This is a genomic window from Algoriphagus resistens, assembly GCF_001442615.1.
Classification (GTDB): domain Bacteria; phylum Bacteroidota; class Bacteroidia; order Cytophagales; family Cyclobacteriaceae; genus Algoriphagus; species Algoriphagus resistens.
The window spans coordinates 106,473-120,593 of sequence record NZ_LMXN01000001.1 but is presented as its reverse complement, the minus strand read 5'-3'; the positions used below and the strand labels follow the sequence as shown (position 1 = coordinate 120,593).

General features: G+C 41.6%; 12 protein-coding genes. 3 read left to right on the top strand and 9 right to left on the bottom strand.

Annotated elements, in window-relative coordinates; genetic code table 11:
• Nucleotides 1-39: 39 nt before the first annotated feature.
• The 3 genes from AS141_RS00405 to AS141_RS00395 form a co-directional block, all read right to left on the bottom strand.
• Nucleotides 40-2,523 carry a glycoside hydrolase family 95 protein gene (locus tag AS141_RS00405; protein ID WP_057935647.1) on the bottom strand — a complete coding sequence of 828 codons (2,484 nt, stop codon included), beginning with the start codon at nt 2,521-2,523 and terminating at the stop codon, nt 40-42.
• 94 nt (nt 2,524-2,617) lie between these two features.
• Complete coding sequence (locus AS141_RS00400; RefSeq protein WP_057935646.1) at nt 2,618-3,628, bottom strand: zinc-binding alcohol dehydrogenase family protein; 1,011 nt, start codon at nt 3,626-3,628, stop codon at nt 2,618-2,620.
• Entirely contained in the window at nt 3,625-4,671 is a 1,047-nt protein-coding gene (locus AS141_RS00395; protein ID WP_057935645.1) for an aldo/keto reductase, read from the bottom strand. The genes AS141_RS00400 and AS141_RS00395 overlap by 4 nt, the downstream gene beginning before the upstream one ends.
• A gap of 197 nt (nt 4,672-4,868) precedes the next feature.
• Between AS141_RS00395 and AS141_RS00390 the strand changes: the two genes are divergently transcribed.
• Nucleotides 4,869-5,891 carry a LacI family DNA-binding transcriptional regulator gene (locus AS141_RS00390; protein ID WP_057935644.1) on the top strand — a complete coding sequence of 341 codons (1,023 nt, stop codon included), beginning with the start codon at nt 4,869-4,871 and terminating at the stop codon, nt 5,889-5,891.
• Between the two features lie 45 nt (nt 5,892-5,936).
• Here AS141_RS00390 and AS141_RS00385 read toward each other — a convergent pair whose 3' ends face one another.
• Nucleotides 5,937-6,578, bottom strand: coding sequence for an NAD(P)H-dependent oxidoreductase (locus AS141_RS00385; protein WP_057935643.1), 642 nt, complete (start codon nt 6,576-6,578; stop codon nt 5,937-5,939).
• Nucleotides 6,579-6,687: 109 nt separating this feature from the next.
• Between AS141_RS00385 and AS141_RS00380 the strand changes: the two genes are divergently transcribed.
• Nucleotides 6,688-7,059 (top strand): winged helix-turn-helix transcriptional regulator, encoded by a 372-nt coding sequence (locus AS141_RS00380; RefSeq protein ID WP_057935642.1) that lies wholly within the window; start codon nt 6,688-6,690, stop codon nt 7,057-7,059.
• A gap of 637 nt (nt 7,060-7,696) precedes the next feature.
• A complete protein-coding gene (locus AS141_RS00375) occupies nt 7,697-8,863 on the top strand; it encodes a glycosyltransferase family 4 protein (RefSeq protein WP_057935641.1) in 1,167 nt (388 codons plus the stop codon).
• 319 nt (nt 8,864-9,182) lie between these two features.
• On the opposite strand, the gene AS141_RS00370 is transcribed toward AS141_RS00375, so the two are convergent.
• The 5 genes from AS141_RS00370 to AS141_RS00350 all read right to left on the bottom strand — a co-directional run bounded on the left by AS141_RS00370 (nt 9,183) and on the right by AS141_RS00350 (nt 14,117).
• A complete protein-coding gene (locus tag AS141_RS00370) occupies nt 9,183-10,139 on the bottom strand; it encodes a glycosyltransferase family 2 protein (protein WP_057935640.1) in 957 nt (318 codons plus the stop codon).
• An 83-nt stretch (nt 10,140-10,222) separates the two neighbouring features.
• Nucleotides 10,223-11,188, bottom strand: a complete 966-nt coding sequence (locus AS141_RS00365; protein ID WP_057935639.1) for a glycosyltransferase family 2 protein — start codon at nt 11,186-11,188, stop codon at nt 10,223-10,225.
• Nucleotides 11,189-11,219: 31 nt separating this feature from the next.
• A complete protein-coding gene (locus tag AS141_RS00360; RefSeq protein ID WP_057935638.1) occupies nt 11,220-11,954 on the bottom strand; it encodes a glycosyltransferase family 2 protein in 735 nt (244 codons plus the stop codon).
• A complete protein-coding gene (locus tag AS141_RS00355; RefSeq protein WP_057935637.1) occupies nt 11,933-12,898 on the bottom strand; it encodes a glycosyltransferase family 2 protein in 966 nt (321 codons plus the stop codon). The genes AS141_RS00360 and AS141_RS00355 overlap by 22 nt, the downstream gene beginning before the upstream one ends.
• A 118-nt stretch (nt 12,899-13,016) precedes the next feature.
• Complete coding sequence (locus AS141_RS00350; protein WP_057935636.1) at nt 13,017-14,117, bottom strand: glycosyltransferase WbsX family protein; 1,101 nt, start codon at nt 14,115-14,117, stop codon at nt 13,017-13,019.
• Nucleotides 14,118-14,121: the final 4 nt, after the last annotated feature.

The window sequence follows — 14,121 nt, the reverse complement described above, 5'->3', positions numbered from 1 at the left end:
TATTTTCGGTCTATGCTAGAAATTGACATAATGTCAAACTCATTTCCCTGCTACCAACGTGATTACCTCTCCTGCAGTAGTTTGTACATCATATAGCTCCATATCGCTTAGGTCCACAGGTATCATCTCAGCTTCTATGGCCACAATTGGATCGGCAGTAACTGGTACCTGATAGAAAGTGTTCGGGTTTTCGCCGTTTGCATGCTTCAGTGCAACTCCATTTTCCAAACTCAAAGTGTTTGGAACCCTCAGTCGTAGGTTTCCTCCGATAGTGGATTTGATCACCGCTTTCTCAATCTTCCCTTCGTTCCACTTCAATTCCACTACTTCAAACCCTCCTTTAGCTCTAATTCCCGCAATGCTTCCATTTTGCCAAACCTCTGGTAGAGCCGGCAATAGATGAATTTCTCCATTGGCACTTTGCACCAGCATCTCGGTAATCCCTGAAGTGCAGCCAAAGTTGCCGTCAATCTGGAAAGGCGGATGTGCATCAAAAAGGTTGTTATAGGAACCTCCGCCTCCCTGATTGGTCCCCACCGGCGATAGCTGATTTTGGATGAGTTTATAGGCATGGTTCCCATCCAGCATCCTAGCCCACCAATTCACTTTCCATCCCATGCTCCAGCCTGTGGACACATCCCCACGCTGTATAAGGGTATTTTTAGCTGCAGAATAGAGTTCGGGGGTGCGCAAAGGAGAAATCTGATTGGAAGGGAACAGTCCATACAGATGGGAAATATGTCGGTGATGGTCATTGGGATCGTCAATATCATCCAGCCATTCCTGCAGTTGTCCATGTTTCCCGATTTGCATTGGGGGCAACCGATCCCGCATGGCTCTAAGCGAATCTGCAAAAGCCCGATCTTTTTCTAACATCTCTGAAGCCTGGATAACCGCACTAAAAGCGTCAAACACCAATTGATTGTCCATGGTGGTGCCCGCATCCAAGGAAGAACCTTCATGTGCTGCAGGAGCATTTTCAGGTGAAGTTCCCGGATTGACAACAAGCCAGGGCCTATCGGGATGTTCCACCAGAAAATCCACATAGAACATCGCCGCGCCTTTCAGAATGGGATAGATTGACTTAAGATAATCCATATCTCCACTATATTGGAAGTGCTCCCAAAGATGCTGGCTGGTCCAGGCCCCACCTCCACTCCAGATTCCCCAGAAAATCGCGTCCACAGGGCCGGTAATTCTCCAGATGTCCGTATTGTGATGAGCCATCCAACCTCGGGCTCCATACATCACTCTTGCTGTTTCTTCTCCCGCCTCGGCCATCTCGGAGACCATTTTGAGGAAAGGTTCATGCAATTCAGCCAGATTGGTTTTCTCCGCTGGCCAGTAATTCATCTGCGCATTAATGTTGATGGTGTATTTGCTATCCCATGGGGGCGACATCTCTTTGTTCCAAATCCCCTGCAGATTTGCGGGCTGTCCTCCAGGCTGGGAAGAAGAAATCAACAAATACCTTCCGTACTGATAATAAAGCGTGACCAACTGAGGGTCATTCCCTGTCCTAAAGTTTTTTAAGCGCTCATCTGTCGGTAGCAGGGAAGCATCTGTCTCACCCAGATTCAAGCTTACACGATTGAAATAGTTTTGATAATCCGCCACATTTGTATTCAGCAGATCTTCAAAAGATTTGGTCGCTGCTTTTGCCATGTAAGCCTCTGCCCTGGCATTTTCATCACCATTGAGATTCAGGTAATTATTGAAATTGCTCGCAATGGAAATATATATGGTGGCTTCGTCGGCATTTTTTATCGTAAGGGAGGTATCTGTAGCAGTAAGCTTACCTCCCTGATTTTTGATTTTGGTGAGACTATAGAATTTCACCTGCCCTTTTACCCCTTCATGGTCTGTCGTGGTTCCTGAGATAGTCAGTTCATTTGCCGGATTTATTCCAATCATTGCATTGGGCTGCGGAGTTGACATGGATGCTGTAAAAGATATTTTACCTGGCTCACTTGCAGCCAAATGAACTGCGATCACATTGTCCGCAAAGGAAGCGATGGCTTTCCGGGTAAAGGTAACACCGTCTATTTCATAACTGACTTTGGAAACAGCCCGCTCTATATTTAGCTCCCGGCGATAATCCGTATATACATCGTGCCCATCAAATTTAATATTCAGATCGCCAACAGGCTGAAACTTCTGACCATGAGACTTCTTGCTCTGGATAGTTTTAGCGGCCAGCTCCTCAGCTTCTTTTTGCTTTCCCTCGAAAATCAAGCGTCGGATTTCAGGTAAAGCAGCCAAGGCATCCGGGTTATCATTCCTATTGGGACCTCCAGACCAAACGGTATGCTCATTGAGCTGGATCAGCTCATTTTCCACGTTTCCATAGATCATGGCGCCCAGCCGTCCATTGCCTATCGGCAAAGCATCTGTCCATACATCTCCTGCTGGCTGCTGGTACCAGAGCGTCAGCGGCGAGCTTTCCTGTGCTTTTATCGGAAAGGAAAAAGTAATAAAAAGAAGGGCAAATAAACTTCTTAAAGAATTTTGATAATCAGGCATTTTTGGGTTTGTTAAAGTTTTCTTTTTTAGACTCAATTGGACTCAATAATCATTTTTCATTAGTCGCTTAGCCTCCAATGGCTTTTTGTTCAATTCACATTTCCACCAAAGCCTTAATCACCCCGGTTTCCGGATTGAGCCAGGACTGGAAATCCTCTTTTACCTGATCAAACTGTACCCGATGGGTGATGTATTTTTCTAGTGGCAACTGCCCGGAAGCCATAGTATCCAACACTTGATCAAAGTCTTCTCTGGTGGCATTCCTGCTACTCATCAAAGTCGCCTCACGCTTATGAAATTCAGGGTGGGAAAAAGCTATCTCTCCTTTCTGTAAGCCTACAAGCACGTAGGATCCTCCATGAGCAATGTATTGAAATCCCTGGTTGATTGCAGTCAAGCTACCTGTAGCATCAATCACGGCATCACAGAAATCCCCGTTTGTGATCTCCTCAATTAGCCCATAGGCAGAATTTCCTGCTTTCACCACATGTGGAATGTTCCAAACTTCCCGGCAAAACTCCAGTCGCTTCTCGTTGATATCCATCGCTAGTACAGTTGCTCCGGCTATACGCGCAAACTCCATCACTCCCAGTCCAATCGGTCCAGCACCGATTACAAGCACAAACTGACCCGACTTCACTGCTGCCCGGCGCACTCCATGGGCACCTATGGCAAATGGCTCGGCCAAGGCAAGTTGCTCCAGGCTGAGTCCTGCTCTTTTCACCAAAGAAGCTATTGGCAAGGAGACAAATTCCTGCATGCCTCCGTCTTCATGCACTCCGAATACACTGATTTTCTGACAACAATTAGGCTTGCCATTTCTACAGGCCACGCAGACGTTACAACTGAAATAAGGAATCACAGTCACCCAGTCCCCCTTGGATATTTCTTTATTTTCTTCGATTTCCATCACTTCCCCTGCCAATTCATGACCCAATATCCTCGGGTATGAGAAAAAGGGCTGAGTGCCTTCAAATGCGTGCAGATCCGTACCGCAGATGCCGATTTTTTTAATCTTGACAATAGCTCTTCCACCGGAAATCTGCGGTAATCCCCCTTCTATAAAGCTAAATTCGCCAGGAGAGACGCAGCTTAAAATTTTCATTCTGTCTTATTCAATTTAAATTCTGATAAATACCCGGCAATCAATCCTTGTTCCTTACAGGCATCCCAAAACGAATCAGGAATGGGAGTTTCGCAAAACATTGCATTTGCCTGTACCCTACGTGTGGAAGTGGAATTCAGCGCCAGAGAATTGACCCCTGGCAATTGCATGGCAAATTGGATACAGCCATGAGCCGGATCGATGGCAAATGCCTCACAAAGGGCAAAGTACTGAGTTCTCCATAGATGCCTTTTCTGATAATCCGAATCGGTTTTCTTCATCTTTTGATAGTCGAAACATTCTCCGCCTACCAAGAATCCCGAGTGAAAAACCGCTGAATTCACTATTCCTACCCCCTCTTTTTCCAATAGCTTCATAAAGTTAAACAGCTCCTCCGGATGATCGTAGATTGTCATACTGTTGGCAATCATCACCCAGTCGAGCGGATAATGCTGATAGATTTTCTGGATAACTTTCCAGTTCTTAGATCCCACACCTATAGCTTTCACTTTGCCGGCTTGCTTTAGTTCTTCCAATGCTGCATAGCCTTCCAGAATATCTGAGAATCTTCTTTCATAATCTTTTGGAGACACAGCCTGATCCAGATACTCATCGGGATCATGGATGGACACCAACTGAGTCTGGTAGCCTTTGAGTAATTTATTTCCTTCTTCAAAACAAGTTAACATCCCTTGGTAACTGATATCCTGAACCGCATCATAGGCAAGTTCTTTCCAGACATCTCTTTCAAAAGTTGGCTCTATATCTTTCAAAGGCGCACGCTTCCACCCAATTTTATTGCTTATCAGCACCTTGTCTTTTGGAACTTGCAAATCATAGAGTGCTTGTCCTAACGTTTCCAACGCCAATCCAGCCCCGTATTTTCCCGCCGAATCAAAAACTATCCCATTGGGAAAGCATTCCAGCGCCGCCAAAACCAATTCTAGCTTTTGTCCATAAGGCTTAGCTTCGTAGAGATTGCCCAGGGAACTTGTCCCTATAATCATCGAAGGTACGTCTATGCCGATTTGTCCTAATTCCATATTTGAAAATGCTTCAAGCACCTAAATGCTCGGGATTTTATATGGCATAAAACCATTTTCCCAGAACAATTAGCCAATATCACAAATCTGGCTAAAAGTATATTGGTCAAACGTTTGACCTGCTAATTCAAACTCAGGTCTAAAATCCACCAGCTTTCGTTCATTTATTCTAAATTAGGCCTAACAAGCCACCCAGAATGAAAAAGAAAAGAATAAGCATCACTGATATTGCCAATGCACTCCATGTGACACCCTCCACTGTATCACGGGCGTTGAATGGAGGAGGTAAGGTAAGCGAGAAAAAACGGCTTGAGATTATTTCCCTGGCCAAAGAACTGGGTTACAGGCCCAACCCTATTGCAAAAAGTCTTCTGGAAAACCGTACGCATACCATAGGCCTGATCATTCCGGAATTTACCCATCATTTTTACAGCTGCTTACTCGCGGGAATTGAAAGTGTCACCTCACAGGCTGGATACCAGTTGCTGATCTGCACCTCCAATGAACATCAGATGCAGGAAATCAAGTCCACACACACACTTTTGGATGCCCGGGTTGATGGGATGCTCGCGACCATCTCCAAAATGAATGACAAGTTTGAACATCTGCAGGAGGTGATGGACAGCGGAACTCCACTGGTACTGGTGGATAGATTTACGGAGGAAATAGATACTCCTTATGTCGTTTCTGACGATTTCAATGGGGCTTTTTCTGCGGTAGATTACTTATGCCAGACTGGTTGTAAGAACCTCCTCCATATAAAAGGACCGGAAAATCTATCCACAACCTTCAACCGCTTTATGGGCTATAAAGAGGCGCTTCGAAAGCATAAAATCGAATTAAAAGAGGAACTGATCCTGGAAAGCGGCGGCAAAGATCTGGTGGAAAAAATCAGGTTTTGTATGACTAATTTCCAGGTGGATGGGGCATTTGCCTACAGTGATTACCTGGCATTTGAGATATACAAGGTAGCAAGCGAACTTAAAATCCCGATCCCGGAAAAATTATCAGTGATCGGCTATGCGGATGAACCTATTTCTTCCTTTATACATCCTACCTTGAGCACTGTGAACCAGCAGCCATTTGAAATGGGTGCGATAGGGGCAATATACTTGCTAAATAAAATCAATAATCCCGACATTGGATTGGAAGTTAAAAGCCTGGAGACAAAATTGGTGATACGGCAGTCCTGTTTGAATCACAGGCTTCAGGTTCTGTAGCCACTTCAAAATCCTTTTTAGTATATGCACCCCAAAACCATACCCTTATTCTTTGTCAATATTCATTAATCTTTCTGCCCAATGATCAAGTATCATTTTTCTTTCTTTGTCATCAAGCCGTTCTACAGAATAAATTATTTTCGGTTGAAGTACCGAAAAACCAAGAAACTCCAGTATTCCCCGATGTATAGGAAATAGAATTGAGCTTATGCTTCCATAGTTGTCAGCCACGTAATTTTTCTGGGGGCCACCCGTTGTTACTGAAAGAAGGGCTTTTTTTCCAACCGAAAATCCATTGTCATAAATTTTTCCATTATCGTAGAATTTACCCATAGTAAACACCTTGTCTATCCAGCCTTTTAAAATAGCAGGTACTGAAAACCAGTACAACGGAAATTGCCATATCATTACATCGCACCATTGTACCTTTTCCTGTTCTGATAAAATATCGGGCGAAAATGCATTTTGTCGTAAGGCATATTTTTCCTCTTCTTGTTGCTTGAAATAATCCGCATTTTTCAGGTGTGTAAAATTTCTTTTATCGCTTACCGGCTGAAAATTACTTATATACAAATTCGTTGTTTTCACTTCGTGGCCAGCTCCTGCCAGAGCATTGATTGCAGTGTGAAACAATGCTGCATTAAAACTCTTTTCCTCAGGATGCGCGAGAACAATAAATATTTTCATCTTTCCTCATTTTTAAAACTTGGACTATAATTATTATAGTTGCAAAACTATTTTTAGCAATCTACATTTGCAATAACTATCTAAACAGATAGGTTAAAAAAACAGCAAAATGAAAACAGAATGTATTGGTGATTATGTGAAACTAAATGGGAAAAACTATCCCTGTACGGTCAGTCTTACTATGGATTTGGTGGGCGGAAAATGGAAAGCAGTAATACTTTACCATTTGAAAGACGAAGCTAAGCGGTACAACGAACTTCGTAAGGAGATGCCAACAATTACAGAAATGACGTTGAGTTTACAGTTGAAAAAATTAGAAAATGACGGTTTAGTAGCAAGAAAAGTCTATGGCAAAAAACCACCTGTAAAAGTTGTTTACAGCCTGACAGATTTTGGCAAAACTTTAGCGCCTATTTTGGAAGCTATTACTCAATGGGGCAATCAGACCGTCAAGGAAAAGGGAGAATTTATCAGTTTTTAGGTACCTATCGTAAGTCAGCCATTATTTACTGAGCTCGGCGATTGGCTTTGAATCAGCATCAGCTTAAAAGTCTTCAACAAATCATATTCTGATCCTGGGCATTCGCTGCTACTTCATTAAAACGGTCAGAAACTGCAAAAGAATCGCTTCGGGTTTTCACCGGGGAACTATAGGTCAACTTGTTCCCAGAGCCTTGAACAAATCAATCGTGTCCCGGGACCTGCCTGATTTTTTCACCTTATAGAACAAGGAATTAGGAAACTCCATAAAACCTTGGGTGACAAGGACCGGCAAAAGAAATTGTTCCTATATCAGCGTAAAAAATTTTAGGAGAAGTGCCAATTATATCCAAAATAAAATGACAAAAACACAATTTAATGTTTTTTTGTAAGGGTATTAAACATACAAAATTTGTAAACTTACACATTTCGATATACCTTAGTTTTTATTCGGCAAGGAATACGTAAAGATGTATCAAATGCTTTTTCCCAAACATTGGTGAATTGATAAAGAAGAGTTTCTTGAATAATCAGGATCTACTTGGGGTAGAACGCTTTTTTTCATTTGTGGCAGTATTCCTGTAGCGTTATAGCCCAAACCATCGTTAAGATACTTGAAGACTAAACCAACCACCTATATGAGAATCGGATTTGATGCAAAACGTGCATTCAAAAATTTTACAGGACTTGGCAATTATAGCAGGTTTATTTTAAAGTCATTGAGCCAAAATTTCCCAACCAACGACTACCTCTTATATACCCCTGAAGTCCGTAGAGAAGCCATGGAGATATCCCAGGCATGCAACAATTCTAATCAGAAAACCATAACTCCTAACGATCTGTGGAAACTCCCCGTTGCCTCAGGTATTTGGAGAAGTATTTTTCAGGGGGCTAAACATTGTGAAAGTCAGTTAGACATATTTCATGGCCTTAGCAATGAAATCCCACTTTTTAAAAATAAATCCACCAAATACGTAGTTACGGTGCATGACCTACTTTTTTGTAGGTACCCAGAGCTGTTCAACCCAATAGATGTACAGATCTACAAACTGAAAATGTCACGCTCATGTATGGCTGCAGATCAGGTAATCGCGGTGAGCGAACAAACAAAAGAAGACCTAATTTCCTATTTCCAGATAGACCCGTCAAAAATCAAGGTTGTCTATCAGGGTGTGCATGAAATTTTCCATCAGGATGTGAGCTATGAAAAAAGCCTTGTTGTAAAGCAAAAGTATAACATCCCTGACCACTATTTACTTTTTGTCAGCACAATAGATAAGCGAAAAAACGTCCAGTTGATTCTTCAAGCCTTGAAAGAACGTAAAGATTGGGAGTATCCGCTGGTAGTAATAGGGCGGCCAACAGCGTACCTTCCCCTTCTGAAAAAATACATTGCTGAGCATAATTTAGAGAGCAAAGTTATTTTCTTGCACAATGTATCTTTTGAAGATCTTCCTGCAATCTACAAGATGGCTCATGTATTTATTTATCCATCCTATTTTGAAGGATTCGGAATTCCTATCATAGAGGCTCAGCGAATGGGCGTTCCGGTTATCACGAGTACGGGGTCATGTTTTCGTGAAGCAGGAGGAAATGGTGCCCTTTACGGCAAACCCGATGACATCGACGGATTGATTCAGAATATTGAAATGCTTTCAGATCCAAACAACCGGGAGAATCTCATCGAAAAGGGTTATCGAAATATCAGGCGGTTCGATCAAAGTATTATTTCCAGGCAGCTTATGGAAATCTACGAGGAAGTATTGGAGCCATCCTTAGCAAGAAGGCCCGTATTGGCCAGTTAGCAATTGGTCTATATGGGCAAAGACCTTAGCTCTATCTTACTACTTTATAATCCGGAAAGAATTTTGAAATCCAAGGGATATTTAACACCTCCCCTGATTTATCCCAAATCTTTGCTTTCTATTGTAGTATCGTCTACAACCCAAAGTTGTTGGCTGCACCCAAACTTATGTAGCAGTGATTGTCGGATGTCCCTATGGGAAGGAAAAGGCACCTAAGAATGGCGGGATAAAAATGGGGCAACCGCTCAACATCAATCAAACCCTAGCTCGCATTTAAGGAATTTTTGGCAAAAGCAGGAAAACATTATGAAGTTCTGAACTACTTTTTTGAGAAGCTCTTCCTTAAAAAATTCAGATTTTTGCAATACCAATGTATAGCCGTTCCAATACCAAGGTTTTTTCTGAGTTGATTGAATAAATTGATATCGACAAGGGATACACCATAGACGATGTCTTTTAGGCGTTCTTTTCGCAAGTACTTATTCAAAGACAATAATTTTGATTTAGCGTCTAAAGGAATTGGGGCTTTTTTGATCAATTGGGGTATTTTACTCCTGCAAATAATTTCTCCAAACCTCATGGTATCGTTATCTGCAGTGATACTTTTATTATGTAACCTTATCTTGGTGTAAGCCTCAGCATGATCCAAAAAATGAAGTGTGGCCCCTTTCAAAACACAATCAAGCCAGAAATACCAGTCCACTTTATTGTCCAAAAACTCCGGAAATCTAATCTCACGCTGTTCAATGAATTTTCGGTAAAACAAGGGACTGCTAATGACGGCGAAATTCTTCTCAACTAGGAGCCTCATTACTTCCAAGCCTCCATTGTTTACTTCAGGCATCCACTTTGCCCCTTTTTTAACAAAATCAGGATATTCCCTGTCAGGATCTCCATGCTCAAAGTAAATATTCCGGGTATAAGAGATGGCATTATCCGGCATAGTAGCAAGTGCAGTTGCCTGAAGAGAGAGTTTTCTGGAGCTCAACAAATCATCTGCATCTAAAAATTGTATATAATCCCCTTTTGCCAGCGAAAGCCCAATATTTCTTGCCCCTGCATTCCCTGTATTTTTAATCGGATAATATATGAATCTTTTATCCTCAACAGTAAGCTCATCTACTACTTGTCGTGTATTATCAGTGGACCCGTCATCCACTAAAATTGCCTCCCAATTTTGATAGACCTGGGCTTTCAGATTCGCAATTGTCTCCGGCAGAAATCTTCCAAAATTATAGCACGGTATAATTATAGAAATTAGTTTTTCCTCATTCATATTATCCTTTATAGAAGTAAACTATTTAAATCTACCCTATCAATTAAGATCGGCATCCTTCGCAAAGTTTAAAGAGTCAACTCCTACCCAAACCGTTTTATCAATGATTTAAATAATTCCTTTCTATGATGATTTATTGACTTGGCGTAGTACTTCAAAAACTCAGCAGTGCTCAAATGTTCCTTCAGACGTTTGAGCTTTTCAAACTCCAGCAGCCCTACATGATAGATAAGCCTTTTAAAATTCCCCCTAAAAAGATCCCTGTTGAAAGCTACTAATTTTTGACGTTCTTCCGGATTGAAATGAGACTTCATAATAAACCCGTCTATCTTGGTTCTTAAGGTAAGAACTTCTTCCTCCATAGATTTAAAATGCTTATTTGAAACGCTCCTGTTATGCAATCTGATCGAAGTAAATGCATCTTCATGCTTGAGGTAGTGAAAGGAAAAACCAGCGAAAGCAAGTTTCAGCCAAAACTCCCAATCTTCCAAGAAAGCTCCCCCGTCCCTGAATCGTATTCCGGATTGCAGCAAAGAAGCTTTGAGAAGCGGACTGCTTATCACCGCGATATTCCGATCTATCAATGACCAAACTGTTTCGTATCCTCTTCCCTGAAGCTTCAGCATCCACTCCAGCCCCTCCATTTCTCTGTCGGGCTGTAGAACCGTGGGATTATCGTGAAAGAAATAGAAGCTATCAGTATAACTGATATCCAGCTGTGGATTAGACTCAAAATGCTGTAATTGTACCTCTAACTTAGCTGGACTAAGTAAGTCATCACCGTCCAAAAACTGATAAAAATCCCCCGTCGCCTGGTTAATACCAAGATTTCGAGCAGAAGACACTCCCTTGTTTTCTTGATAGAAATACCTAAATCTCCGATCTTTGGCGATAAATTCAGCTACAATTTCACGAGAATTATCCGTAGAGCCATCGTCCACAATGATCGCTTCCCAGTTCTCATGAGTTTGAATCAAAAGATTGCCCAGTGTATTCTCAAGTACAAATCCGTAATTGAATACAGGAATAATTATAGAAACTTTATTCATAATTTAACCGACATCATTGCGAATAACCATATTATTTAAACTTTCGCAATCTATTTAGGTAAGAAAAATAACTTCTTCCCTCCCACTTATATTCATAATAGAAACGCTCGCGGGCAGTAAGTCTTTTCCTGTTTTTTTCATCTTCGGTATTGAGTGTTTGACTCTCCAGATGATCCACGATAGCATCTGTCACCAAGGCATGCTTCAAGCCATGTTTTTGAAGCATCATGCTGTAGTCATTGTCCGCATACCAAAATTTAAACTTCGGATCCAGCTTCCCCGTCACCTTGAGCATGTCACGTTTGAAAAACAAGCACCATCCCACCAGTTCTGCACGTACTTCGTAGCCATATTTAACACCGTTTCTAATAGAAATTCCCTGCTCAGGATGGTGTATAGAACACGCGGGAGACACGCTGCTCAAGCTGGGATCATCTCTAAATACCTTCAAAATCTCCGACGCCCAACCCGGACTGAACAAGAGATCATTATTACAAATACAGACAAATGAACTAGAGGTCATCTCTATTCCCATGTTCATGTACCTATGATAGCCGAATTTCTTTTTAGGAAATACCGTGCGAACATTCGGATAATTATAGGGCTTTATTGCGGCATTCGATTCTAATACCACCACATGAAACTTGATGGTGTCCTGAGGTTCAGAAGCCAAAAGAGTTTCGAGTCCTTTCTCGGTCACCCTCTTCAACTTGTCATCCTTTGCATAGCTTAAAATAATAATATCTATCTCAATCGTTTTATCCATGATTTAAACAATTCCTTTCTTTGATGATTTATTGACTTGAGGTAGTACTTCCAGAATTCTCCTGTGCTCAATTGCTCTTTCAGCCTTTTGAGTTCTTTGAAATCCCACAAACCAACATGGTATATAAGCCTCTTATAGTTCCCCTTGTACAGCTTCCTGTTGAAGGCTATTAAATTTTGTTTCTCTTCCGGGTTGAAATGCGACTGCAAAACAAATTCATCCATCTTGGTCCTTAAGGTAAGTACCTCCTCCTTCATAGCTTTCTGATGTTTATTTGTTACGCTCCTGTTATGCAATCTGATGGAGGTAAATGCGTCTGCATGCCTGAGGTAGTGAAATGAATAATCAGCAAAAGCAAGTTTCAACCAGAATTCCCAATCTTCCAAATATGCTCCGCCCTCCCTGAAGCGTATCCCAGATTTAAGTACTGAGGCTTTAAGAAGCGGACTACTTATTACCGTAATATTCTGATCTATCAAAGACCAAACCATATCGTAACCTCTTCCTTGAATCTTATGCATCCACTCCCGGCCTTCCATTTCTATATCGGGTTGCAACTCCGTGGGATCCTTGTGCAAAAAGTAGAAGCAATCTGTGTAACTTATATCCAATTGCGGATCAGAGGCAAACTGCTGCAACTGTAGCTCAAACTTAGCCGGGCTCAGCAAGTCATCTCCGTCCAAAAACTGATAAAAATCTCCTGTAGCTTGCTCAATACCGAGATTTCGGGCGGAAGAAACTCCTTTATTCTCTTGATGAAAATATCTAAATCTCTGATCCCGGGAGACAAATTCTGCTACAACTTCACCGGAATCATCCGTAGAGCCATCATCAACGATGATCGCCTCCCAGTTTTGATGAGTTTGCTCCAGAAGATTACTCAGTGTCTCCTTAAGCACAAAAGCATAGTTAAAGACAGGGATTATAATTGAAACTTTATTCATAGAATTATAACTTGTCTGTCAAAGGCTATTTGGAATATCGCATTCATATAATCTTCCCAGTGGTGTATCCTTCGACATGCTCGATTTCATAATCAAGATTACGTAAAGCCAACCTGTTTTATTTGCCGAGGGTGTTTTTTACAGCTAAAAGGTATTCATAATTCCACCTGTTGTCAGGTTCCAGATGACAGCCTTCTGCCCACTCATTCCAGGCGTTGATAAACACGAATTGAAGTTCTTCAGGAAGATTATCCTCAGTCCACTCCTTAGTGAATTCAAACCATTGTTGGAATTTTTCAGGATCGGAATTTATATAAATGATTGCGTTCTGTTTCCTTCGGGCGGAATTGTCCCATCCGGGACAACAACATCTGAAATATGTGTAAGGAGGAGTTTCTTTTGTACTCATCCCATGAATCAATCGCCCATAATCATAAATGCCATTTTCATAGCGTTTATCAGGTTTTACCCCCAAAGTATGTAGAGTTTTGTGAAATAAATAAGCGGACTTATTATCCTTGAGAATTTTTCCTCCCGAAGAAGCCCGTTCCGGCGCAAACTCCATCCCCGCATCAAAACCATGTAAAGCAGGATCTATACCTTGCTCAAAATTCTCCATTCTGATCAGATACAGCCCATCAAATCCTGCTTTGATCACCTCTTCCCTCCATATAGATGTCGCTTTTTTGATGTAAGGATGAGATTCTGAGCGATACATCAGAAACACAGGTTTGTTCCCCACTTTGATATACCGCTCGTCTTTGAAGAATTGAATCAAATACTGAATATGCTTCCTATCATCCTCTAAGTCGTATTGCTGGGCAATCAATTGTTCTTTATCCTTGCCGTCCCATCTTCTTGTCCAATTTTCATTCGCCCAAGAGAGACAAAATGGAAAGTCAATATCCGTAGCTTCCATCCATTGATGTATAGGCTTCTCCAATAGGAGTTTTCCATTAAACCAATAGTGGTAAAAGCAAAACCCATAAATCCCATGCGATTGAGCCAAAAGAGCCTGCTTTCTCATTACTTCCACATCATCCAATGTATAATAATCCTCATTTAGAGGTACATGAGGCTGGTAATGATTTTCAAATCCCGGAGTGGCTTTCCTTACATTTGTCCATTCTGTGAATCCCTTCCCCCACCATTTATCATTTTCCGCAATAGCATGAAATTGTGGCAAATACAGCGCTATGGGCTTAATTTGATTGTTCATACTT